The sequence below is a fragment of the Roseateles agri genome (genome assembly GCF_034043675.1).
Classification (GTDB): domain Bacteria; phylum Pseudomonadota; class Gammaproteobacteria; order Burkholderiales; family Burkholderiaceae_C; genus KK5.
In genome coordinates, this window is sequence record NZ_JAXCLA010000006.1 from 402,583 (window position 1) to 425,506 (window position 22,924).

General features: G+C 67.6%; 19 protein-coding genes and 1 tRNA gene. 7 read left to right on the top strand and 13 right to left on the bottom strand.

The window, feature by feature from the left end; genetic code table 11:
- Positions 1–9: 9 nt before the first annotated feature.
- Positions 10–1,287, bottom strand: a complete 1,278-nt coding sequence (locus SNE35_RS19725) for a dipeptidase (protein ID WP_320424704.1) — start codon at positions 1,285–1,287, stop codon at positions 10–12.
- 4 nt (positions 1,288–1,291) lie between these two features.
- A complete protein-coding gene (locus SNE35_RS19730; RefSeq protein WP_320424705.1) occupies positions 1,292–3,670 on the bottom strand; it encodes a TonB-dependent receptor plug domain-containing protein in 2,379 nt (792 codons plus the stop codon).
- A gap of 224 nt (positions 3,671–3,894) precedes the next feature.
- Here SNE35_RS19730 and SNE35_RS19735 point away from each other — a divergent pair, with 224 nt between their 5' ends.
- From SNE35_RS19735 to SNE35_RS19745, 3 genes are all read left to right on the top strand, one after another.
- Complete coding sequence (locus SNE35_RS19735; RefSeq protein WP_320424706.1) at positions 3,895–5,220, top strand: MgtC/SapB family protein; 1,326 nt, start codon at positions 3,895–3,897, stop codon at positions 5,218–5,220.
- A 146-nt stretch (positions 5,221–5,366) separates the two neighbouring features.
- Complete coding sequence (locus tag SNE35_RS19740; RefSeq protein ID WP_320424707.1) at positions 5,367–6,383, top strand: hypothetical protein; 1,017 nt, start codon at positions 5,367–5,369, stop codon at positions 6,381–6,383.
- An 11-nt stretch (positions 6,384–6,394) separates the two neighbouring features.
- The gene (locus SNE35_RS19745) at positions 6,395–7,261 is read left to right on the top strand and encodes a class II glutamine amidotransferase (RefSeq protein WP_320424708.1); all 867 of its coding nucleotides are present in this window, start codon (positions 6,395–6,397) and stop codon (positions 7,259–7,261) included.
- Here SNE35_RS19745 and gstA read toward each other — a convergent pair.
- Genes gstA through SNE35_RS19775 form a run of 6 tightly spaced genes read right to left on the bottom strand, consistent with a single transcriptional unit; the run spans position 7,191 to position 15,724 of the window.
- Complete coding sequence (gene gstA, locus SNE35_RS19750) at positions 7,191–7,802, bottom strand: glutathione transferase GstA (protein ID WP_320424709.1); 612 nt, start codon at positions 7,800–7,802, stop codon at positions 7,191–7,193. The genes SNE35_RS19745 and gstA overlap by 71 nt on opposite strands.
- Positions 7,803–7,841: 39 nt before the next feature.
- A complete protein-coding gene (gene yghU / locus SNE35_RS19755; RefSeq protein WP_320424710.1) occupies positions 7,842–8,708 on the bottom strand; it encodes a glutathione-dependent disulfide-bond oxidoreductase in 867 nt (288 codons plus the stop codon).
- Positions 8,709–8,734: 26 nt separating this feature from the next.
- A complete protein-coding gene (locus SNE35_RS19760; RefSeq protein ID WP_320424711.1) occupies positions 8,735–9,823 on the bottom strand; it encodes an NADH:flavin oxidoreductase in 1,089 nt (362 codons plus the stop codon).
- Positions 9,824–9,867: 44 nt separating this feature from the next.
- Positions 9,868–11,337 (bottom strand): efflux transporter outer membrane subunit, encoded by a 1,470-nt coding sequence (locus SNE35_RS19765; protein WP_320424712.1) that lies wholly within the window; start codon positions 11,335–11,337, stop codon positions 9,868–9,870.
- On the bottom strand, positions 11,334–14,540 hold the full coding sequence (locus SNE35_RS19770; RefSeq protein WP_320424713.1) for an efflux RND transporter permease subunit: 3,207 nt from the start codon (positions 14,538–14,540) through the stop codon (positions 11,334–11,336). Before SNE35_RS19770 ends, SNE35_RS19765 begins: the two co-directional genes overlap by 4 nt.
- Complete coding sequence (locus SNE35_RS19775) at positions 14,537–15,724, bottom strand: efflux RND transporter periplasmic adaptor subunit (RefSeq protein ID WP_320424715.1); 1,188 nt, start codon at positions 15,722–15,724, stop codon at positions 14,537–14,539. Before SNE35_RS19775 ends, SNE35_RS19770 begins: the two co-directional genes overlap by 4 nt.
- 185 nt (positions 15,725–15,909) lie before the next feature.
- On the opposite strand from SNE35_RS19775, the gene SNE35_RS19780 reads away from it, so the two are divergent.
- Both SNE35_RS19780 and SNE35_RS19785 read left to right on the top strand, forming a co-directional pair.
- Positions 15,910–16,863, top strand: coding sequence for a LysR family transcriptional regulator (locus tag SNE35_RS19780; RefSeq protein ID WP_320424716.1), 954 nt, complete (start codon positions 15,910–15,912; stop codon positions 16,861–16,863).
- A 107-nt stretch (positions 16,864–16,970) separates the two neighbouring features.
- Positions 16,971–17,342 (top strand): DsrE family protein, encoded by a 372-nt coding sequence (locus SNE35_RS19785; protein ID WP_320424717.1) that lies wholly within the window; start codon positions 16,971–16,973, stop codon positions 17,340–17,342.
- Between the two features lie 17 nt (positions 17,343–17,359).
- On the opposite strand, the gene SNE35_RS19790 is transcribed toward SNE35_RS19785, so the two are convergent.
- On the bottom strand, positions 17,360–18,259 hold the full coding sequence (locus SNE35_RS19790; RefSeq protein WP_320424718.1) for a LysR family transcriptional regulator: 900 nt from the start codon (positions 18,257–18,259) through the stop codon (positions 17,360–17,362).
- Between the two features lie 123 nt (positions 18,260–18,382).
- Here SNE35_RS19790 and SNE35_RS19795 point away from each other — a divergent pair, with 123 nt between their 5' ends.
- The gene (locus tag SNE35_RS19795; RefSeq protein ID WP_320424719.1) at positions 18,383–19,210 is read left to right on the top strand and encodes a pyridoxamine 5'-phosphate oxidase family protein; all 828 of its coding nucleotides are present in this window, start codon (positions 18,383–18,385) and stop codon (positions 19,208–19,210) included.
- A gap of 3 nt (positions 19,211–19,213) precedes the next feature.
- Positions 19,214–20,167, top strand: coding sequence for a PDR/VanB family oxidoreductase (locus SNE35_RS19800; protein ID WP_320424720.1), 954 nt, complete (start codon positions 19,214–19,216; stop codon positions 20,165–20,167).
- A gap of 5 nt (positions 20,168–20,172) precedes the next feature.
- Here SNE35_RS19800 and SNE35_RS19805 read toward each other — a convergent pair whose 3' ends face one another.
- The 4 genes from SNE35_RS19805 to SNE35_RS19820 form a co-directional block, all read right to left on the bottom strand.
- The gene (locus tag SNE35_RS19805) at positions 20,173–21,069 is read right to left on the bottom strand and encodes a LysR family transcriptional regulator (protein ID WP_320424721.1); all 897 of its coding nucleotides are present in this window, start codon (positions 21,067–21,069) and stop codon (positions 20,173–20,175) included.
- A gap of 6 nt (positions 21,070–21,075) precedes the next feature.
- Positions 21,076–21,420 (bottom strand): LysR family transcriptional regulator, encoded by a 345-nt coding sequence (locus tag SNE35_RS19810; RefSeq protein ID WP_320424722.1) that lies wholly within the window; start codon positions 21,418–21,420, stop codon positions 21,076–21,078.
- Positions 21,421–21,507: 87 nt separating this feature from the next.
- Positions 21,508–21,600: transfer RNA gene (locus SNE35_RS19815), tRNA-Ser, on the bottom strand.
- A 53-nt stretch (positions 21,601–21,653) separates the two neighbouring features.
- Entirely contained in the window at positions 21,654–22,922 is a 1,269-nt protein-coding gene (locus SNE35_RS19820; protein WP_320424723.1) for an aspartate kinase, read from the bottom strand.
- Positions 22,923–22,924 lie beyond the last annotated feature (2 nt).

The following is a 22,924-nucleotide window of genomic DNA, read 5'->3' on the forward strand; positions in this document are numbered from 1 at the left end:
AGTTTTCATTCAGGGAGAACTCGGCGCGCTGGCGGCGCCGACAGGCCGGGCCTGGAGGCCCTGCGCATAGGTTTCAGCCGCGCGCAGCACGCGCAGCAGGTTGCCGCTCCAGACCTGCTGGATCTCGGCCGGGCCGAAGCCCTCGGCCAGCAGGCGGGCGGTGATCTTGGGGTAGTCGCGGGCGTCCTCGAAGCCGGTCACGCCGCCGCCGCCATCGAAGTCGGCGCCGATGCCGACGTGCTCGATACCAGCCACGCGGATCGCGTGCAGCAGGTGGGCGAACGCGTCCTCGAAGCTGGCGCGGGGCACCGGCCAGCGGCGCTCGATTTCGGCCTTGCGGGCGATCAGTGCCTGGCGCGCGGCCAGCGTGGGCGGCCCCGTGCGCGCATCGGCCCACAGGGCTTGCAGGGCCTGGTCGCGAGCCGGATCGTGCGGCGTCGCGATCAGGTAGTCGGACAGGAAATTGATCTGGATCACGCCGCCGCTAGCCGCCAGGCGGCGCAGGCGCGCGTCGTCGATGTTGCGCGGGTGATCGAACACCGCCTTCAGGCCAGAGTGCGAGAGCAGCACCGGTGTCCTCGACAGTTCGATCAACTGGTCCAACACCTCGTCGGACGCATGGGAGGCATCCAGCACGATGCCCAGGCGATTCGCCTCGGCCACGAAGCGGCGGCCCTGCTCGCTGAGGCCGTGCCACTCGGGGCCCTGGGGATCGGTGGACGAATCGGCCAGGCCGTTGTTGCAGAGGTGCACCGGGCCGGCGAGGCGCACGCCCAGGCGCTGGAAGGTCTGCAGCAGGCCCGGGTCACCCTCGACCGGAAAGCCGTTCTCGATGCTGAGGAAGACGACGCGCTTGCCGCCGGCGGCGATGCGGGCCGCGTCGTCGGCCTTCAGCGCCAGCTCGAACTGGCGCGGGTGCGCCGCCACCAGTTCACGGATGGCCACGAGCGGAGCGAATGCCGCATCGCGCGCCGCCTGCACGCCGGCCGCCGTGCGCGGGCCCTGCGGCGTGTAGATGGCCCAGAAGCCGCCGTCCAGCCCACCTTCGATCAGGCGCGGCAGGTCGACCTGGCTGCCGTCCTGCAAGGCGTCGTGCCGCTGCAGGATGTCCCAGCCCTGCAGCTCGAAGTTCATCGGCGTGTCGAGATGGCTGTCCAGCGTCAGCAACTGCTCATGCAACGCGCGGGCGGTCTTGGACACGACCGGCCCGGCCGGGTCCACAGCCATGGCGACCGCCGCCAGCAGCAGCCCCGCGACCAGTGCGATCGAGTTGCGGATGCGCGCCATGGCCTCAGAAGCGCCAGCTGGCGTTGGCGTAGTAGAAGGCGCCGTTGATGCCGTAGGGCGAGAAGGCGGGGTAGAGCTGCCCGCCGGTCGGCAGCGCGGTGGCCAGCGGCACCTGCTCGGGCCGCTTGTTGGCGATGTTGTTGGCGCCGACCGCCAGGCGCAGGCCGTCGCTGAATTCGTAGCCCACTTCCAGGTCGACGATGAAGGCCGGCTTGACGACTTCCTCGTGCCACGGCGCGCCACCGGTCAGGCCGTCCTGCGTCCATTGCGAGGTGCGGCCGTAGTGAGTGACGCGTAGCGTCCCGGTGAAGTCCCGCAGCGTGTAGTCGGCCGTCGCGACCAGCTTGTGCTTCGGAGTCGAGTCGGTCAGCGGGCTCAGCACACCGAGGCTGAAGCTCGGGTCGGCCTTGTCGATCTTCAGGTGCTGGAAGTTGCCGGCCAGCGACCATTTGACGAAGCCGGCGGCGCCGAAGTCGCTGCGCGTCTGCGCGGACAGGTCCAGACCGCGGCTGGTGGTGTCGATGCCGTTGGCGAAGTAGTTCGCATAGAAGGCCGATGTGCCCGGCTGGGCCACGATGCCCGCTGCCGCGATCGCCGCGGCGGCCGGCGCGCCGCTGATGCCGGTCTTCAGCACGATGCGGTCCTTGATGCGGATCTGGTAGGCGTCGGCCGTCAGCTCCACGTCCTTGGCCGGGTGCGCGACCAGGCCCAGGCTGATGTTGTCGGACTTCTCCGGCTTCAGGTTCTGCGCGCCGGCGAGCTTGGCGGCCGCCGAGTTGGCCGGCAGCTGCACATAGGTGAAGACCGGCGTGACCAGGGTGGACGAGAAGTACTGCTCGGCCAGGTTCGGCGCGCGGTAGCCGGTGCTGACCGTGCCGCGCAACGCGAAGGCCGGGCTGGCATCCCAGCGCGCGCTGAGCTTGCCGGTGGTGGTGTCGCCGAAGTCGTTGTAGTGCTCGGTGCGCAGCGCGGCGCCGAGTTGCAGGCCTTGCGCCGGCCGCAGTTCGGCGTCGAAGTAGGCGCCGAAGACGTTGCGGTCGTGCGTGCCGGCGTCGTGCTCGGTCAGGCCGACGAAGGCCTGAGTACCGCCCTCGTAGTGCGAGGCGAAATCGCCGGCCCCGATGCCGTACTGCTCCTGCCGGGCCTCCAGTCCGCCGGCCAGTTGCAGCGGCCGCGCGAGGCCCACGTCGAAGGGCTTGCTGAAGTCGAGGTTGGCCGTGGTCTGGCGGTTCGAGAAGCGGCCGATGCTGGCGCGGGTCGGGCTGCTGCCGGTGTCGTTGAACAGATCGACGTTGATGGTGTTGTCGACGCCGAGATCGATCCGGTCGCCGCCGGTGGTGAGGCTCGCGTCCCAGCGCCCATCGCCGGCGAAGCGGCCTCGCACGCCCGCGGTGATCGAGCGGTCCTGCTCCGACGTGGTCTCGCGCGGCTCGAAGCCCTGCGTGTAGATGCCGGCGGCGACCAGGGTCGCGAACGCCGGGTTGTTCGGCAGGCGCTGGTTCTGGTACGAGTCCGCGCGGCGGGTGGCGAAGGTGCCGAAGGCGTAGGCCTCGATGCCGTTGGCCAGGGTCTTGCCGGCATTGAAGCCCAGCGCGCCGAGGTCGTAGGCCGCGTCGCCGATGATGCGGCTCGCGTACTTGTCGATCGTCGTCGTGCGCAGCTCGGGGCCGGTCTGGTTGGTGTGCAGCTTGTCGCGCCATTCGGCGCTGATGTCGAGGAAGCCGTCGCCATCGAGACGGAAGCCCTTCGACGCCGACACGCTGCGCGTGCGGCCGTTGCCCAGGCCGTTCGGGTTGATGTCGCTCTTGTGGAACTGGCCGTAGGAGACGTCCAGCGTGCCCTCGGTCTGCGAGTTCTTCAGGATGATGTTGATGACGCCGGCGATGGCGTCCGAGCCGTACTGCGCGGCGGCGCCATCGCGCAGCACCTCGATGCGTTCGATGGCAGAGACGGGGATCTGGTCCAGGTCCACCGCGGCGGCGCCGGAGGTCAGGCCGCCGCTGGTGGAGATGAAGGCCGTCGTGTGGCGGCGCTTGCCGTTGACCAGCACCAGCGTCTGGTTCGGGCCCTGCCCGCGCAAGGTGGCGGAGCGGACGATGTTGGCGTAGTCGCCGCCCAGCGCGCGGGCCACGAAGCTCGGCTCCAGGCGCGCCAGCGCGTCGATCACGTTGCGCTGGCCGGTCTGCATCAGGTCGTCGGCGCTGACGATGGAGATCGGCGACACGCTCTCGCTGACCTTGGTGCCGGTCGTTCGCGTGCCGGTCACGATGACGCTGTCCAGCGCCGCGGTGGCCGTCGTTGTCGATGACGAGGCCGGCTCGGCCTGGGCGGTTGCGGCCAGCAAGGCAGCCAGGAAGACGGTCGGAGCGTTCTTCGAAGTCATGTAGCGCGGTCCCTCTTGGTGGTCTTGGATGAACAGGTCCGGGACCTTATCGAGCGGCTTTACGAAACCCAAAGAAGCAAACTGATGTTGCTTAAACCGCCATCCCGAATAAGGGTGTGAGGAATGCTTCGTAGCTGCGGGTGGCGCCGGTCCTTAGATTGGCGCGCGCGACGGCCCCTGCACGCTCATAGACTCAGGGGCTGACAACGGAAGGAATCGAACGGATGCCTGAAACCATCGTGGCGCTGCCGAACGCGGAATGGCCTTACCTGCAGATCCTCGTGCGCCTGGCCCTGAGCCTCGCGCTCGGATTGCTGATCGGCATGGAGCGCGAGCGGCGCGGCAAGGAAGCGGGCCTGCGCACCTTCGGCTTCATCTGCCTGCTGGGCGCAATGGGCGGCTCGCTCGGCACGGCCTACTCGCTGGTCATCCTCTGCCTGGTCGGCGTGCTGGCCGTGCTGCTGAACCTGCAGACCTTGCGCGCCGGCCATGGCACGGAGCTGACCACCTCGGCCGCCATGCTGGTGACCTGCATGGCCGGCGTGCTGTGCGGCCAGGGCCACACGATCTCTCCGGCCGCGGTGATGGTGATCGCCACCGCGCTGCTGGCCTGGAAGGAGCGGCTGGCCGGCTTCTCGATGGGGCTCACCGAAGGCGAGATCCGCTCGGCGCTGCTGCTGGCGATCCTCGCCATCGTGATCTATCCGGCGCTGCCCATCGGCGCCGTCGGCCCCTGGGGCCTGATCGAGCCGCGCGCCGCCTGGATCACGGTGATCCTGATCGCCGGCATCGGCTTCGTGAACTACACGCTGTGGAAGCTCTACGGCACGCGCGGTACCGAGCTGTCGGGCTTCCTGGGTGGCCTGGTGAACAGCAACTTCACGGTGATCGAGTTGTCCTCGCGGGTGCAGAAGGCCGGCGCGGCCTTCATCGAGACCGCCTTCCGCGGCATCCTGCTGGCGACGACCGCGATGCTGGTCCGCAACGCAGGGCTGCTGATGATCCTCGCGCCACTGGCCCTGGTCGGCTCGCTGATGGCCTTCGGCCTGATGCTGCTGACGAGTTCGGTCTTCGTGCTGCTGAGCTACCGCCGGCTGCGCCCGCCCAGCGATGAGGAGAGCGCCGTGAAGCTGGAGCTGGACCTGCCCTTCTCGCTGCCCCAGGCGCTGAAGTACGGCGTGGTGTTCCTGCTGCTGCACGTGCTGGGCGGCGTGACGCAGCGCGAGTTCGGTGACGTGGGCTTCTACTTCGTCAGCGTGGTCGGCGGCCTGATGTCCAGCGCCAGCGCGGTGGCCGCTGCAGCGACGCTGGCTTCGCAGGGCAGCCTGTCGCCCACGGCGGCCGGCACCGGCGCCGTGCTGGCCTCGTTCACCAGCATCGTGTTCAGCCTCTCCTTCGTGCTGAAGACGCGCAACCGGCAGCTGATCTCGCGCCTGGCCACGGCCATGGTCTGCGTGACGATCGCCGGGCTGATCGGCGTCGCGGCCTGGGGCGCCGTGCGGCCTTGGGTGTCGGGCTGGTTGCCGCAGGTGGAGCACCTGGGCCGGTAGCTCGCTCCCGCGCTCGATGCAGCGCCCGAATTTGCAAACTTGATTTCGTTCGTTCGCCGCCGGGGGCCGGCGCCCTATCGTCTCGTCCAGCCTGAGAGGAAAGGGCCACGAGATCCATGGGCAGCATCACAAGACCAACATCTACCTTGTCGGACGCATGCGATGTGCTGGTGATCGGCGCGGGTTGTGCCGGCATCCAGGCGGCCTGCGCCGCGGCCTCCGAGAGCGCCCATGTATTGGTGCTCGACGGCCTGGAACTCGACGGGCTGCAGGCGCCGATGCAGGACGCCGCCGCCTGGAACCCCTGGCTCTCGGATGCGCAGAGCCCCGGCTGCCGGCTCATCGGCTGGCGCCCCGGGCACACCGCGCTGGAGCTGCTGCTGGATGCATCGGGTGCGGTGCGCGGCGCGGCCGGCGTGGCGGGCGAGGACGAGACACCCTGGCGGATCGCGGCCAGCACCGTGGTGATCGCCAGCGCCCAGACCTTGCTGATGGCGGCCGAAGCCGGCGCGGATCTCTGCGGCATGGAGGCGGGCCACGGCGGCCTGCGCATCTGCGGCTATGCCAATGGCGGCGCCAGCAGCGTGGAGGGCCTCTACGCCGCCAGCCCGGCCGCATGGAGCGTGCTGGCGTCCGGCGCGGGCTTGCCGCGGGGCACGCAGGCGCATGCGCTGCTGTCCGGTCAGCAAGCCGGCGCCGCGGCGGCCCATGAATCAGCGATGCGGCAGCGGCCTTTTGCTGCCGCATTGGAGCCCGCCGGCTGCGCGGGCCTGCGCGGCAGCGGGCACCGGCCCGCCAATCCCATGGCCACCTTGGCCGCCGTGCAGGCGGTGCGGCGCAGCCTGGGCACGGCCAGCCCCGACGATGCACGGGCGAGCGAGGCGCTGGAGCGGCTGGACGCACTCTGGCTGTTCATCTGCAATGCGGCGCCCGCAGCACGCGGCGCCCTGTGCGCGACACGCGCCGCCGCCTGCCAGGTGGCACTGGCCCGTTGGCAGCTGCGCAGCCTGCTCGCACGCCGGGCCAGCGAGGCCGAACACCTCGCCCGCGAATGCGTGGTGGCGCGCGGCGTCGACCAGGTCTGCACGAGCACCGAGCTGAGGGAGTCCCTCGCGGTCGCATCCCGGCGCAGCAGCACCCCGCTGCCGCTGTTCGCGAGCTGAGCCCGCCTGCCATGTGCCAACTCTTCGCCCTGAACAGCAACGCCCCGAGCGCGGTGACCTTCTCGTTCACCGGCTTCTCCTCGCGCGGCGGCAACACCGGCGACCACGCCGACGGCTGGGGCATTGCCTTCCACGGCGAAAGCGGCTGCCGCGTCTTCATCGACGATGCGCCGGCCAGCCGCTCGCCGCTGGCCGCCTTCCTGCGCGAACATCCGATCCGCGCCACCTCGGTGCTCGCCCACATCCGCAAGGCCACGCAGGGGCCGGTCCAGCTGTCCAACTGCCATCCGTTCCAGCGCCAGTGGCGCGGGGTGCAATGGGCCTTCTGCCACAACGGCGACCTGAAGTCCTTCGCACCGGCGCTCGATGCGCGGCACCAGCCGGTCGGCAGCACCGACAGCGAAGCGGCCTTCTGCTGGCTGATGCAGCAGCTCGACAGCTGCTTCCCCGGGCCGTCACGGCCTCGCTGGCAAGACCTGGCCCCGGTGCTGAGCGAGCTGGCCGCGCAGCTGAGCGCGCATGGCACGTTCAACTTCCTGCTGACCGACGGCCACGCGATCTACGCCCACTGCAGCACGCGGCTGCACTGGCTGACGCGCCGCCATCCCTTCACCCGCGTGCGCCTGGTCGACACGGACCTGAGCCTGGACCTCAGCGATGCCAACGGCCCAGGCGACCGCATGGCCCTGCTGGCGACCGAGCCGCTGACCCACGACGAACCGTGGATCGCGATGGAGCCCGGGGAACTGTTCGTGTTCGTCGATGGGGTCAGGGTGTGGAAGCGGCGCCATGCCGTTGCGAGCGCGCCTAGCGAACCGGCAGCCCTTCGGCCTTCCGCGATGCCCGCACGCTGGGACGTTGCGCCATGCGGGCCATGAAGGCCTGGATGGCGTCGTACTTCGACAGGTCGATGCCCACGCGCACCGGCCAGCACAGCACGTTGTACAGATACGCGTCGGCCACCGAGAACTGCTCGCCCAGCAGGAACGGGCGCTCGGCCAGATGCGCGTTGATGTACGCGAAGCGTTCGGACAGGTTGCCCTCCGCGAAGCGGGACTTCGACGCTTCGTCCACGTAGGGCGAGAACATCACCGCCATGCCCTTGTGCAGATCGGTCGCGATGTAGTTCAACCATTGCATGGCCTCGTAGCGGGCCATCGTTCCGTGCGCAGGGATGAGATGGCTCGCGGGGTGGTGGTCGGCAATCCACTGCAGGATGACGGCACCTTCGGTCAGCACTTCACCGCTGTCGAGCTTCAGCGCCGGGACCATGCCCTTCGGCGTGACCTCGAAATAGTTGCCTTCAGCGGTGAGCTTAGTCTTGAAGTCGACCTTGATCAGGTCGAATTCCTGCGCCGCCTCGCGCAGGGCGATTTGCGAGGCCAGTCCACAGGAGCCAGGGGAGAAATACAGCTTCATAAGAGTCACAAGGTTCGATGAGGAAGTAGAGAGAGGGCATCAGGTCAGCGAATCGAAGTCCGCCGCCGAATGGCGTTCACGCAGGCACTCGCCGGGCTTGCCATTGATCCGGTTGACGACCCGCCCGCGCGCGACGGCGGGCCGCGCGGCGATCGACTTCTGCCAACGCATCAGATGCCGGTAGTCCTCGACCGCGAGGAATTCATGGGTGCCGTACACGGTGAACAGGCTGGTGGGATACCAGGGCCACACAGCCATGTCGGCGATCGTGTACTCGTCGCCGGCCAGGTACTCGTGAGAGGCCAGATGGGTGTCCAGCACATGCAGCTGGCGCTTGGTCTCCATCGCATAGCGGTCGATCGCGTACTCGATCTTGAACGGCGCGTAGGCGAAGAAGTGCCCGAGCCCGCCGCCGACGAAGGGTGCCGCGCCCATCTGCCACATCAGCCAGTTGAAGGTCTTCGTGCGGGCTCGCAGATCGGTCGGCAGGAATGCGCCAAACTTCTCCGCCAGGTAGACGAGGATCGAACCGCTTTCGAAGATGCTGATGGCCGGATCCATCGATCGGTCGACCAACGCGGGAATCTTGGAATTCGGATTGATGCCGACGAAGCCGCTGCCGAACTGGTCGCCCTCGAAGACGTTGATCAGCCAGGCGTCGTACTCGGCGCCAGCGTGGCCGGCCACGAGCAACTCCTCCAGCAGGATGGTGATCTTCTGTCCGTTGGGTGTGCCCTGCGAATAAAGCTGCAGCGGGTGCTTGCCGACCGGCAGCTCCTTCTCGAACCGGGCGCCGGAGACGGCGCTGTTGATGCTGGCGAACGCGTGGCCGTGGGCCGGCTTCGGCGTCCAGACCTTGGGTGGCACGTAGCCGGCGGGCTGGTTTTCAAAAGGGGTATCGCTCATGGCTTGCTCCTGGAAAGAAATGACATTCAAAGGCTGTGGGGCTGTACGAACTGCGGCCAGCCGCGCATGTGGTCGATGAAGCGTTCGCTCAGTCCGCCCGCGCGCAGGAACTGCGCGGTCACCGGCAGTTGCGGGCTGTCGTAGCGCGGGTCGGCTCGCACCCGATGCGGGAAGTCCCGCTGCAGGATGGCGGCGCGGCCGATCAGGACGAAGTCGCAGCCCTCTTCCAGCAGTTGCGCGGCACGCTCGGCGCTCATCACCCGGCCAGCCGCGCCGATGCGCACGCCCTTGCGCGGGATGCTGGTGAAGACGCTCAGCATGGTCCGGCCCTGGAGGGCGCCCTCGCGCACGATCTGCGCAGAATCCCAGAGCGCCAGATCGAGGTAGTCGATCAGCTCGCGGTCGAGGATGTGGGCGGCGATGTCGCGCAGCTCCTCCAGGCGCAGCCCGTAGCGCTCCACCGACAGGCGCCATCCGATCTGGAAGTCGGGGCCGCAGGCGCGGCGGATGCCCTCCATCACCTCCAGCGTCAGGCGGGCGCGGTTCTCCACGCTGCCGCCATACCGGTCCGTCCGGTCGTTCAGGGCCGGCGACATGAACTCCGACAGGATCCAGCCGAAGGCGCCATGCAGTGCCACGCCGTCGAAGCCCGCCCGCCCTGCCCGCTTCGCGGCGGCGATGAAGCTGTCGCGGATCCGCTCGACCTCTTCGGTCCTCAGCGCGCGGACACCGGGCAAGGTGGCACCGGACGCCGGCGAGGGGATACCGCCCAACAGACGATTCGCGCGATGCCCGGCATGGTGCAGTTGCACCGAAGACAGGCCACCGCCCTCGCGGATCGTGCTGGCGATGCGGGCCAGCCCGGCCAGGTGGGAGTCGCTGTGAATGCCCAGTTGGCGGGCGAAGGCGATGCCACCGGCCTCGACGGTCGTCGCGCAGGTATGGATCAGCGCGTAACCGCCTTGCGCCAGCTGCTCGATCCAGTCGTGATCGAACTCGGAGGCGGAGCCGTCCGTGTCGCTCTGCTGGTTGGTGAGCGGCGCGAGCATGAGCCGGTTCCGCATGGCCGGGCCGTGCAGCAAGGGCAAGGGTTTGAACAGGTCCGAGATGGACATCAAAGAACTCTCCAGGTGAGATGAACATCGGGCGGGCGCCCGGATCAGTCGCGGGTGCCGACCCTCTCGGCGGGCGGAACGGCCCAGCCGCCGCCAAGCGCGCGTACCAGGTCGACGGTGGACCGCGCGCGTTCGCCTTCCGACTGGATCAGCGACAGACGGCTGCGCTGCAAAGTGCGCTCCGCGTCGACGACCACGAGGTAGTCGACATCGCCTTCGTCGAACCGCGACCTGGCGGATCGGGCGACGCTGGAGGAGGCCTGCTCCGCGCCGCGCTGATGGACGAGGCGCTCATCCACGGTCCTCAAGGAGACGAGCGAGTCCTCGACCTCGCGGAAGGCCTGCAGCACCGTCTTCCGATAGGCGCCCACACGTTCCTCGTAGAGGCCGCGAGCGCGGTCCAGCTCGGCCTGGCGGCGCCCGCCATCGAACAGCGGCAGGCTCAGGGCCGTGCCCACCAGCGGCCCCAGCAGGAATGTGCGCTGCGACCAGTTCGTCAGGTGACCCAGCTCGGTCGACTCGTAGCCGAAAGCGCCGGTCAGCGACAGCGACGGGAAGAAGGCTGCCTTCGCCGCGCCGATGCGCGCGTTCTCGGCGGCCATGGCCCGCTCCGCGGCCGCGATGTCGGGGCGTCGTTCCAGCAGGGCCGAAGGCAGGCCTGGCGGCAGTTGCACCGTCACCGGTGTGAGCGGTGCGACCTGCAGTGCAAGCGCCGCCGGCGACTTGCCCAGCAGCGTGGCCAACGCATGTGCGGCCAGGGCCTGTTGCTGCTCGACCGCCACTTGCTCCGCGCGGGCAGAGAACAGCTCCGTCCTGGCCTGGTCGAGCACGTAGCTGGCGACCGCGCCCAGGCCCAGCTTGCGCTCCAGCAGCCCGGCGGCCTCTTCCCGCAGCGCCACCGTCTCGCGCAGCAGGCGGCGCTCGCCTTCCAGTTGTCGCAGGCTGAAATAGGTGCGCGCCACGTCGACCTGCACGAGCAGCAGCATCTGGTGCGCCAGCGCCTGCTGCTGGGCCGCGTCGGCCTGCGCGGCGGCGACGCTGGCGGAGACCCGGCCGAAGAGGTCGGCCTCGTAGGCGACCGAGGCTTGCGCGCGCCACAGCGTCTGTGCGGTTCCCGGCGCACCATCGCCGGAACTGCGTTGGCGGGTGGGACCGAAGCCGGCATCGATCGCCGGCATCCGCGCCGACTCGCTGCGGGCCGTCAGCGCACGCGCCTGCTGCAGCCGCGCCATCGCGATGGCGACGTCGGGGTTGGCCTGCAACGCCTCTTCTTCGAGACCCACCAGCACCGGGTCGCCGAACACCGTCCACCAGGGAGACGGCGCCTGCCGGTCGGCGGGTTCCGCGGGTTGCCACCGGCCGGGTTCCTCGGTGGGCATCAGCTGCCCGGCTTCGGCGAAACGGGCGGGCAGCTCGAACGCGGGCCTTTGTTCGACCGGCACGACGGAGCATGCAGAAAGGATCATGACGCCCACCGCAAGAGCGACGGCGCGCAGGGACAGATGGCGGTTCATGCGCGGGCCTCCGGCTGATTCAGTTCAAGGTGGTGGGGAACGATCGCCGGTGCGTCATGCAGTGCGGCGGAGCGCAGCGGCTTGCCGCCGCCGAGCGCGCGGACGACCACGTAGAACAGCGGCGTCAGGAACAGCCCGAACAAGGTCACGCCCAGCATCCCGAAGAACACGGAGATGCCCATGGCCTGGCGCATCTCCGCGCCCGCGCCGGCCGAGAAGACCAGCGGGATGACGCCCATCACGAAGGCCAGAGAGGTCATCAGGATCGGGCGCAGGCGCAGACGGCAGGCTTCGATCACCGCCTTCAGCGTGGACATGCCGGCCATCTCCAGCTCGCGTGCGAATTCGACGATCAGGATCGCGTTCTTAGACGCCAGGCCCACCAGCACGATCAGGCCGATCTGCGTGAAGATGTTGTTGTCGCCCTTCGTCAGCCACACGCCCAGCAGCGCCGAGAACGCGCTCATCGGGATGATCAGGATGATGGCCAGCGGCAGGGTCAGGCTCTCGTACTGCGCGGCCAGCACGAAGAACACCAGCAGCACGCACAGCGGCAGAATCCAGACGGCGCTATTGCCCGCGATGATCTGCTGGTAGGTCAGGTCGGTCCACTCGTAGCTCATGCCCGGCGGCAAGGTCTCGGCCGCGATGCGCTGGATCGCTGTCATCGCCTGGTCCGACGAGTAACCGGGCGCAGGACCGCCGTTCACGTCGGCCGCGGTGAAGCCGTTGTAGCGCTGGACCTGGTCCGGGCCGTAGGCCTGGCTCACGGTCGCCAGCGAGGCGATCGGAATCATCTGCCCGGACTCACTGCGCACGTGCAGCTGGCCGATGTCATCGGGCTTGGCGCGGAAGCGGCTGTCGGCCTGCATCCGCACCTGGTAGACGCGACCGAGGAAGTTGAAGTCGTTGACGTAGTAGGAGCCGAGGAAGGCCTGCAAGGTGCCGAACACCGCCGGCGTATCCACGCCGAGCTGCTGCGCCTTGGCACGGTCGATGTCCAGCTTCAGCTGAGGCACGTTGACCGTGTAGGTCGAGTACAGCGGGCTCAGCTCCGGCGCCTCGGACGCCTTCTTGATGAAGGCCTGCGTCGCCTGGTAGAGCGCCTCGTAGCCGAGGTCGGCGCGGTCCTCGATCTGCAGCTTGAAGCCACCCGTCGTGCCCAGGCCGTACACCGGCGGCGGGGGGAACACGCCGGTGAAGGCGTGGCCGATATTGCCGTACTCGCGGCGCAGGTCGGCCGCCACCTGGTCGGCGCTGATGCCCGGCCGGTCCTTGAAGGGCTTGAGCAGGACGAAGGTCAGCGCGGTGCTGGAGCTCTTGGTCACGCCGTTGATCGAGAGGCCGCTGTAGCTCGAAGTGCCCATCACGGCGGGATGCTTGAGCGCGATCTCGTTCATGCGGGTCATCGTGGCCTCGGTGCGATCCAGCGTGGAGCCTTCGGGCAGCTGGGCCAGGCTCACGAGGTACTCCTTGTCCTGCGCGGGCACGAAGCCGCCCGGCACGTGGCCGGTGAGCCACGCGGTGGCCGCCAGCAGGCCGGCGTAGACGAGCAGCAAGGCGCCCTTGTGTTTGAGCAGTCGGCCGATGCTGCCGCCGTAGCCCTCCGAGGCGCGATCGAAGCTGCGGTTGAAGCGCGCGAAGCCGCGGCCGAACAGCTTCTGCGTGAGGCGCGTGACCGCGTCGGGCTTGTCGCCGTGAGCCTTCAGCAGCAGCGCCGAAAGAGCCGGCGACAGCGTCAGCGAATTCACCGCCGAGATCAGCGTGGAGATGGCGATCGTGACCGCGAACTGCTTGTAGAACTCGCCGGTCAGGCCGCTGAGGAAGGCCAGCGGCAGGAAGACCGCGGACAGCGTCAGCGCGATGGCGACGATGGGGCCGCTGACCTCGCGCATCGCCTGGTAGGTGGCCTCGCGAGGGCTCAGGCCACGGGCGATGTTGCGCTCGACGTTCTCGACCACCACGATGGCATCGTCCACCACGATGCCGATGGCGACCACCAGGCCGAACAGCGACAAGGTGTTGATCGAGTAGCCCGCCAGCAGCAGGAAGCTGAAGGTGCCGACGATCGAGATGGGCACCGCCAGCAGCGGGATCAGCGAGGCACGCCAGGTCTGCAGGAAGACGAACACGACCAGCACCACGAGGGCCACGGATTCCAGCAGGGTCTCGAAGACCGCGTCGATGCCGGTCTGGATCGCGCGGCTGGGCTCGTAGACGACGCGATAGACCACGTCCTCGGGGAAGTCCTTGGCCAGTTCCTCCATCGTGCGGTGCACCTCGCGGGAGATCTGCAGCGAGTTCGCACCGGGCGCCTCCTGCACGGCCACCGCAACGGCGGGCGCGTTGTCCAAGGTCGCGCGGATGCCGTAGTCCTCCGCGCCGAGTTCCACGCGCGCCACGTCACCCAGCCGCGTGATCGCGCCGCGAGCGTCGGACTTGATGACGATGTTCTTGAAATCCTCGGGCGACTTGAGCCGGCCGTCGGCGTTGACGTTGAGCTGGAAGGCGGTGTCGGGCGTCGTCGGCGAGCTGCCGATGGACCCGACCGCGGCCTGCATGTTCTGGCGCCGGATGGCGTCGGCGACATCGTTGGCACTCAGGCCCCGCTCGGCCAGTGCGGCGGGGTCGAGCCACACGCGCATCGCATAGCCGCCCGGCCCCCAGATCACCACATCGCCCACCCCGGCGATGCGGGCCAGTCGGTCCTTCACATGCAGGATCGCGTAGTTGCTGATGTAGTTGTTGTCGTAGGTGCCCTTGGGCGACACCATGTGAACCGCGATGGTGATCACCGGCGAGTTCTTGACGGCCGTGACGCCCAGGCGCTGCACGTCCTCCGGCAGCCGGGCCTGCGCCTGGGACACCCGCGTCTGCACGAACTGCTGCGCCTTGTCGGGATCGGTGCCGAGCTTGAAGGTCACCGTCAGGTACAGGTGGCCGTCGCCGCTGGCCTTGGAGTCCATGTAGAGCATGTTCTCCACGCCGTTGATGGACTGCTCCAGCGGTGCCGCCACGGTCTCCGCGATGGTCTTGGCGTTCGCGCCGGGGTATTGCGCATGGACGACGACCGAGGGCGGAATCACCTGCGGGTACTCGGACACCGGCATGTGCAGCGCCGCGACGATGCCCGCCAGCAGGATCAGCGCGGACAGCACGCAGGCGAAGATGGGCCGGTCGATGAAGAACTTGGAAAGGTTCATGACCGGTCTCCTGCGGCGGCCTTGACGGCGGCCTTTGTCGACTCCTTGGGTGTGTCAGCGGCAATCGCGGTCACGGCGGTACCCGGCGGTGCGAGGAAGGCGCCATCCACGATGACCCGGGCGCCCGGCGTCACGCCGCTGCGCAGCACGCGCTGCCCGCCCTGCAGTGCGCCGAGCTCGACCAGATGCCGCTCGACCTTGTTCTCCGCGTTGACGACCAGCACGTACTTGCGGTCCTGGTCCGTACCGACGACGGCGTCGTCGACCATCACGGCCTCGTACGAGGTGCCGCCCTGCAGGCGGATGCGCGCCTGAAGGCCCGGCAGCATCTCGGGGCTCACCTGGTCGATGCGGGCGCGCACGCGCACGGTGCCCGAGCGGGTGTCCATCTGGTTGTCGAGCGCCTCGATGGTGGCCGCGTAGGGATAGCCGTCATCGCTCGCCAGGCCGACCTTCACCAGCGGCCGCGCGCCGGCGCGCAGTGAGGGGGCGATCAAGCGCAGGTAGCTCTGCTCGTCCACGTTGAAGGACGCGTAGAGCTTGCCGTCGGACACGATGCGGGTCAGCGGCGCGGCGTCGCCGCCGGCACCGACCACATTGCCGGCGGTGATCTCGGCACGCGAGAGCCGGCCGGCGATCGGCGCGCGGACCTGCGTGTAGCCGAGCTGCAGTTGCGCGCGGGCCAGCGCCGCCTGGGCGCCTCGGAGCGCAGCGGCAGACTGGCGCGCGGCGTTGTCCAGGGTATCGAACTCCCGGCGCGCGATGGAGTTCGCCTCCAGCAGCCGCCGGCCCCGCGCCAGTTCGAGGTCCGCCAGCCGCTGCCGTTCCTCGACGCCGGCCAGGTCGGCCTGCGCCTGGCGCACCTGGGTCTCGAACGGCGCCGGGTCGATGGTGAACAGCAGGTCGCCCTGGCGGACGTGCTGCCCGTCCTTGAAGTGCACTGCGAGCAAGGTGCCCGGAACCCGGGGCCGGACATCGACGACATCCACCGCCTCCAGGCGCCCGGTGTAGTCCTGCGAGTCGGACACCGCGCGCAGCGCGGCCGGCCGGACCTTGACGGTGGGCGAAGGGGCGGCCGCTTCGGCGTGGGCCTCGGGGCCCTGTGGCCAGAGGAGGCTGCCGGCGGTGACAAGGGCGACGGTGGCCGTGGCGATCGCCAGGGGATGCTTCTTGAGGGGGTTCATGCGACGTACTCGACGTGGAAGACGGGTCGCAGTCTGAGCTTCGTGCGCAAGCCGATCCAGTCCTGAATCTGGCGAAATTTCTTGCCTGATTTAGAAGAATTCAGCGAGAAAATGGCCTATCACCTGATGAATAGCTGGCGTCTTGTTGCCGCCTTCGAAAAAATCAATCAAGCAGAGGCCTACCGTTGGACCGCCTGAAGTCGATGCAGATCTTTGCCCGCGTCGTCGAGATGCACAGCTTCGGCCGCGCCGCCGAGAGCCTCTCGCTGCCGCCGTCGCGGGTCACCCGCGCGGTGAAGGAACTGGAGGCTTTCCTGGGCGTGCGCCTCCTGCAGCGGACCACGCGCCACATCAGCCTGACCCCGGACGGCACGCTCTACTACGACCACTGCCGGCGCCTGCTGGCGGAGATCGAGGCCGTCGAGTCCGGCTTCCCCGGGAGCGCCGGCCGGCCGCGCGGGCGGCTGCGCGTGGACATGACCCTGTCGCTTGCCCGGCTCGTGGTTCTGCCGGCGATCCACCAGTTCCAGTCGCGGTTTCCCGACGTCGAACTGACGCTGACGGTGGCGGACCGGACGGTTGAGCTGGTGCAGGAGGGCATCGACTGCGTCATTCGAGCGGGTACGCCCGAGGACTCGCCAACACTGGTGGCCCGGCGGATCGGCGCCTTCGACTGGGTGACCTGTGCATCGCCGCAGTACCTCGCGGAGCACGGCACGCCGACCTCGCTGGAAGACCTGGCAAACCATCACGCCGTCGGCTACCTGTCCAGCCGGACCGCGCGAACGCTGGACTGGCACTTCGTCGTCGATGGCGAGGACCGCTTCGTCCGCGTGGCCGAGCGCCTCGTCATCAACGACACCGATGCCTATGTCGCCTGCGCCCTCGAAGGCCTGGGCCTGATCCGGGCCGGCAGCTACATGGTGCTGCCGCACCTGATCAGCGGGCGCCTGCGCCGCGTGCTGACCGATGTGCCCTCGCCCGCCGTACCGCTGTCGGTTCTCTATCCCAAGAACCGCCACCTGTCGCCCACCGTGCGGGCCTTCGTGGACTGGGTCGGCGCGGTCGTGCGGGAAGCCGAAGCCGGCTGGCGGGTGGACGCGCTGCCAGCGCCCGACCCTCGCCCGGCGAAACGATGAGTTTCGGAGCGGCTGGTATTCGAAAGAGGTCGTTATTCCTAGAATTTGAATCGTCAGTCGAAATTGAATCGATTGTCGAAATATCTCAAATTCAAAAGGAATTAAAAATGAAGGTCGCTATTTTCATTCTCTCGGATGCCAACGCCGGTGAAGAAGCTCTGGGCCGCCTGTTCAACGGCCTGGCAACCGCTTACGACTTCAAGCAGCGCAATACCGAAGTGGCGGTTTATTTCCAAGGCACCGGCACCCGCTGGGCTGGCGTCGTGAAGAATCCCGACCATCCGGTGAACGCGCTCTTCAAGGCCGTCGAAGACAAGGTCAAAGGGGTTTCGAGTGGTTGTGCCGATGTTTTCGGCGCGCGCGAGGCCGCGATCAAGAATGGATTCGACCTGGTTTCCGGCAATAGCGTGCCGGGGACGTCGGGCCTGCCGAGCATCGGCGAACTGATCGCGGACGGCTTCACAGTCCTGACCTTCTGAACCCTGGGGCCGACCTTTCAATGCAAGGACGGTTCTGCCCGCAGCCGGTCCGCGATCAGATCGATGAAATTGCGGACTTTCGACGAGCCGAACCGGCTTTCGCGATGGAGCAGGTGTATCGGCAAGGACTCCCCGGAATACTCCCGGAGTATCGGAACGAGCGCACCGTTGGCCACTTGATCCTTCACCTGATAAACCGGTAGATGGATGATTCCCACGCCCTGCAATGCCGCCGCGATCGCGGCATCGCTGCCGGTCACGCCGAATACCGATTTCAGTTTGACGGAAATCGGAGATTCACGCGATCCGAATCTCAGTATCGACTGCGATGAGGAAACATCCGTCGCGATGATTCGGTGCTGGTGAAGGTCCAGCGGGTGTTGGGGGATTCCGTATTTCTCAAGATATTCAGGTGACGCGAATGCCCATCGGCCGACCTGCCCGACCTTGAGTGCCTTCATGCCGGAATCCGGAAGTTGCCCGATCCGCACGGCGATGTCGAAACCCTCGTCGATCAGGTTGACGTTCCGGTCGACGAAGGTCGCGGAGACCGCCATCTCCGGGTAGCGCTGCAGGTAGTCCGCGATGCCGGGAACGATGAACAGGCGCCCGAACATCACGGGCGCCGTCACGCGCAGAAGGCCCTGCGGCGCCGCGTTGACGCCGACCGCTCGGGCCTCGGCATCCGCCAAGAGGCGAAGGATGGTGCGGGCGTCCTCGAGGTAGCGCCCGCCCGCCTCGCTGAGGGTGACGCGACGGGAACTGCGGACGAGCAGCGGCGTGCCACGTCGTTGCTCCAGCGTCTGGATCGCCCGCGTCACGGCCGCCGCCGAGAGGTCGAGCTGCCGGGCCGCGCCCGCAAAGCTCAGACGGTCGCCGACGGCCACGAACACCGTCATCAGAGAGATGTCATCCATTGAAGAACTTCTGGATCAGAGATGAGAACAGCGAAATTTCATGAAGGCGAACTGATCGCGCAACGCAATGCGCAGGAAGCCGATATCGCGGCCAGGAATGGCGCGAATGTCGACCAGCGAATCGTGCGCGGCGCATTGCCCTTCGTGCGCCAGCAGAAGATGCTTTACGCCGCCAGCGTGGATGCCGAGGGCCAGGTCTGGGCCTCGGTCCTGATCGGCGAGGCGGGATTCCTGAACCCAAGCGACGACGCGGCGAGCCTGAGCGTCGATCTCTCCAAGGTCGCGAAACAGCCGCACGACCCGCTCTGGGACAACCTCCGGCGCGACGATCGCATTGGATTGCTGCTGCTGGACCTGCAGACGCGCAAGCGCCTGAAGGTCAATGGCGACGCTCACCTGCAAGGCGAGGAACTGATCGTCCAGGTCACCGAGTCCGTGCCGATCTGCCCGCGGTACATCCAGCGTCGAACCCTGAGCCTGGAGGCGCCCGGACAGCAGCCGCCGCTGCCAACGGCGCAGCGTGGCACGGCACTGGCGCCGGCGCAGATCGAATTGATCACGCACGCGGACACCTTCTTCCTCGCCTCCGCGCACGACGTCCACGGCGCCGATTGTTCGCACCGTGGCGGCCCGATCGGGTTCGTCAAGATCCAGCCGAACGGCGTGCTGCGAATCCCCGACTACAACGGGAACAGCATGTTCAACAGCTTCGGCAACTTCTTGCTGAATCCCCGAGCCGGGCTGACGTTCCCGGACTATGCGCGGCGCCGGATGCTGCAGCTGACCGGCACCGTCGAGATGTTCTGGGACCAGCCCGATCCCGACGATGTCACCGGCGGCACCGGTCGCTTCTGGGAATTCACGGTCGACCGATGGATCGACAGCCCGCTTCCCGACCAGCTCCAGAGCGAGTTCGTCGACGCCTCCCCATTCCTTCCCGCAGGACACTGACCGATGCTGCTGCGCGTAACCCATGTCGAGATGCTCACGCCGAACATCCGGCTGATCCGGCTGCAAAACCCCGATGGCAGTCCGTTGCCGAGCTTCAAACCCGGCGCCCACATCGAAGTCGGCCTGCCGCTGGGCGAAGCCGCCGCCTTCAGGAAGTACTCGCTGGTTTCCGATGGCGGCGACGGTACCTGCTACGAAATCGCGGTCAAGCGCAACGCATTCGGGCGCGGCGGCTCCGTCTTCCTGAACGACGCGCTGTCGATCGGCGACGAACTGGAGGTGTCTGCACCGATCAACGAATTCGGCATCGCCTCCGCGGGCCTGCACCATGTGCTGATCGCCGGTGGCATCGGCATCACGCCGATGCTTGGCATCGCCTCGCGGCTGAAGCAGGCCGGCATGTCCTATGAGCTGCACTACGCCGCCATGAGTCGTGGCGACATGGCCTTCCATGACGCGCTGCTGCGCGATCACGCGGGCCGATGCACGCTGTACTTCACGCGCGAGGAGCCTGCGCAGCGGCTGGACGTTCAAGCCCTCGTGGCGCACCACCGGGACCACGTCGGCACGCATCTGTACGTCTGCGGCCCGGGATCGCTGATCGACGAGGTCCGCCTGTCCGCCGAAGGCAGCGGCTTGGCGAGACCGCGCGTCCACTTCGAGAGCTTCGGCCCGGCCTGGTCCGCAAGCGACGGGACGGTTCGGGTCACGATGACGGAGTCGGCGCTGGATCTCGAGGTCGAGCCGGGCACCACGCTGCTGGAAGCGATGGAAGCCGCTGGCGCATGGATACCTTCGGACTGCAAGCGGGGTGAATGCGGTGCCTGCATCGCGAGCTACACGGGCGGCCGGCCGCTGCACCGGGACAACTGCCTCACCGAAGCCCAGCGCGCGCACTCCTTCTGCCCCTGCGTCTCGTGGGCCTCGTCCGACGCGGTTCTGCTCGTGCAGATGTAGCGCGGTCACGCGTCGGCACCCGGGTGCGACAGGTGCGCGACCAGCAGTTCGACAAAAGCGCGGACCTTGGCGGACGCGCCGTCGACGTCGTAGACCACGTGGATGGGCCATGCCGCGCCTTCGTGCTCGGGCAGCACGATCTGCAATCGGCGCTCGGCGACGAGAGCGGCAATCTGGTAATGGAACAGCCGCGTGATGCCCAGGCCCAGCGTCGCGGCCGTCAGCGCTGCGTCATTGCTGGAGACGGTCAGCTTCGGCGCGACCCGGACCGTCAGGTCCATCGACTCCGAGCGGAAGCTCCAGTCGTCCACGGGCGAGATGCCCTGGGCGGCAATGATGTCGTGGTGTTCGAGCTCCGCGGGGTGCTGCGGCGTTCCACGCGCCGCCAGATAGGCGGGCGAGGCGCAGAGCACCCGGCGCGTGCCACCCACTGCGATGCCCTGCATGGCCAGGCCCGGCCTGCCGCCGATACGCACGGCGACATCGATGCCTTCCTCGACCAGATCCACGACGCGATCGAGAAAGTAGCCGGACACCGTCATCTCCGGGAACTGATCGAGGTAGCGGGCAACGCACGGAACCACATGCAGAGCGCCGAACAGCACCGGCGCCGTGACATTCAAGTGCCCGCGCATCACCTGCTGCGCGCTGGCGGCCGACTCGTTCGCCTCGTTGATCTTGGCGAGGATCACGCGCACGTCGTCGAGGTAGCGGTCCCCGGCCTCGGTCAGGCGGACGCTGCGCGTGGTCCGGAAGACCAGCTTCAATCCCAGGTGCTCCTCCAGGCCTGCGATTGCGCGCGTGACGCTGGCCGGTGACATGCCCATTCGCCTGGCAGCGGCGGCGAAATTCCTCTCCTCGGCGACGGCCACGAAGGCCGTCATCCCCTGCATGCGGTCCATGGAGATCTACCTTCGACGAGACCGCGCCGACCCGGCGGGGTCATAGAGACGAGGCATCGTCAGTTCGACGTCGCGAAGGTCGTCCAGGATGCGGCGGTACTCTTCGGCGAATCGCAAGCCGACGTCGGTCACCCGTTCGGCACCGGGCGTGCGATCCAGCAGGCTCACCCCTAGGCGCGCTTCAAGCTCGTCGAGGGCTCGCATCGCTGCGGAAGGCCTCATGTCGAGCGACCGAGCCGCTGCAGCAAGCCCGCGCTCTTCAACGACGGCAACGAGCACGCGCATCGACACCAGTTTTGACATAGGCGGCATGTTGACGCGGGCCTCTGCCGAACGGAATCCGCTGATCACGAAAGACTCCGTTTCCGATCCCGAAACGGTTGTGCTGCGGGCAAGAAAAAACCCCGTAAATCAGAGATTTACGGGGTTTCTTGAACTTGGAGGAGTCGGAGGGATTCGAACCCTCGATTCGCTTTTTAGGCAAATACTCCCTTAGCAGGGGAGCACCTTCGGCCACTCGGTCACGACTCCAGCAGAGCCACGCATTCTATATCAAGAATTTGCGACCTCTACGAAAAAAGCGCTCAGGCGGGTGCCTGGTCTAGATCGAAAGCCTTGTGCAGCGCGCGCACGGCGAGCTCCATGTACTTCTCGTCGATGACGACGCTGGTCTTGATCTCGCTGGTGGAGATCATCTGGATGTTGATGCCTTCCTCGCTCAGCGCGCGGAACATCTTCGAGGCCACGCCCACGTGCGACTTCATGCCGATGCCGACGATGGACACCTTGCAGATCTTCGGGTCGCCGACGACCTTGGCCGCGTTCGTGGCCGGGCCGACGCTCTTCTCCAGCAGTTCCATCGTGCGCGCGTAGTCGTTGCGGTGCACGGTGAACGAGAAGTCCGTCTTGCCGTCCTGCGAGACGTTCTGGATGATGACGTCGATGTCGATGTTGGCCTCGGCCACCGGGCCCAGGATCTGGAAGGCGATGCCGGGCTTGTCGGGCACGCCCAGCAGCGTCACCTTGGCTTCGTCGCGGTTGAAGGCAATGCCGGATACGACGGCTTGTTCCATTTTCTCGTCCTCTTCAAAACTGATCAGGGTGCCGGACTTGGCCTCCTCGTCGATGTCGATGTCCCAGGCGGTGAAGCTGGACAGCACGCGCAGCGGCACGCGGTACTTGCCGGCGAACTCGACCGAGCGGATCTGCAGGATCTTGGAGCCGAGCGACGCCATCTCCAGCATTTCCTCGAAGCTGATCGTGTGCAGGCGGCGTGCCTCGGGGACGATGCGCGGATCGGTCGTGTAGACGCCGTCCACGTCGGTGTAGATCAGGCACTCGTCGGCCTTCATCGCCGCGGCGATGGCCACGGCCGAGGTGTCGGAGCCGCCGCGGCCCAAGGTGGTGATGTTCTGGTCTTCGTCGATGCCCTGGAAGCCGGCGATGACGACGACCTTGCCGGCAGCCAGGTCGGCGCGCACGCGGGCGTCGTCGATGCTCTCGATGCGGGCCTTGGTGTACGAGGAGTCGGTCTGCACGGGCACCTGCCAGCCGGTGTAGCTGACGGCTTCCATGCCCTCGGCTTGCAGGGCCAGGGCCAGCAGGCCGACCGAGACCTGCTCGCCGGTGGCGGCAATCATGTCCAGTTCACGCATCGCCTCTGCGGTGATCGAGCTCGGCTGCAGTTCCTTGGCCAGGCCCAGCAGGCGGTTCGTCTCGCCGCTCATGGCCGAGGGCACGACGACCATCTGGTGGCCGGCACGCGCCCATTTCGCCACGCGCTTGGCGACGTTGCGGATGCGGTCGGTGGAGCCCATCGACGTGCCGCCGTATTTGTGAACGATCAAGGCCATAG

Coding starts and splice junctions, on each gene's coding strand:
- SNE35_RS19725 (WP_320424704.1), bottom strand. CDS start 1,287: ATGGCGCGCATCCGCAACTCGATCGCACTGGTCGCGGGGCTGCTGCTG.
- SNE35_RS19730 (WP_320424705.1), bottom strand. CDS start 3,670: ATGACTTCGAAGAACGCTCCGACCGTCTTCCTGGCTGCCTTGCTGGCC.
- SNE35_RS19735 (WP_320424706.1), top strand. CDS start 3,895: ATGCCTGAAACCATCGTGGCGCTGCCGAACGCGGAATGGCCTTACCTG.
- SNE35_RS19745 (WP_320424708.1), top strand. CDS start 6,395: ATGTGCCAACTCTTCGCCCTGAACAGCAACGCCCCGAGCGCGGTGACC.
- gstA (WP_320424709.1), bottom strand. CDS start 7,802: ATGAAGCTGTATTTCTCCCCTGGCTCCTGTGGACTGGCCTCGCAAATC.
- yghU (WP_320424710.1), bottom strand. CDS start 8,708: ATGAGCGATACCCCTTTTGAAAACCAGCCCGCCGGCTACGTGCCACCC.
- SNE35_RS19760 (WP_320424711.1), bottom strand. CDS start 9,823: ATGTCCATCTCGGACCTGTTCAAACCCTTGCCCTTGCTGCACGGCCCG.
- SNE35_RS19765 (WP_320424712.1), bottom strand. CDS start 11,337: ATGAACCGCCATCTGTCCCTGCGCGCCGTCGCTCTTGCGGTGGGCGTC.
- SNE35_RS19770 (WP_320424713.1), bottom strand. CDS start 14,540: ATGAACCTTTCCAAGTTCTTCATCGACCGGCCCATCTTCGCCTGCGTG.
- SNE35_RS19775 (WP_320424715.1), bottom strand. CDS start 15,724: ATGAACCCCCTCAAGAAGCATCCCCTGGCGATCGCCACGGCCACCGTC.
- SNE35_RS19785 (WP_320424717.1), top strand. CDS start 16,971: ATGAAGGTCGCTATTTTCATTCTCTCGGATGCCAACGCCGGTGAAGAA.
- SNE35_RS19790 (WP_320424718.1), bottom strand. CDS start 18,259: ATGGATGACATCTCTCTGATGACGGTGTTCGTGGCCGTCGGCGACCGT.
- SNE35_RS19800 (WP_320424720.1), top strand. CDS start 19,214: ATGCTGCTGCGCGTAACCCATGTCGAGATGCTCACGCCGAACATCCGG.
- SNE35_RS19805 (WP_320424721.1), bottom strand. CDS start 21,069: ATGGACCGCATGCAGGGGATGACGGCCTTCGTGGCCGTCGCCGAGGAG.
- SNE35_RS19820 (WP_320424723.1), bottom strand. CDS start 22,922: ATGGCCTTGATCGTTCACAAATACGGCGGCACGTCGATGGGCTCCACC.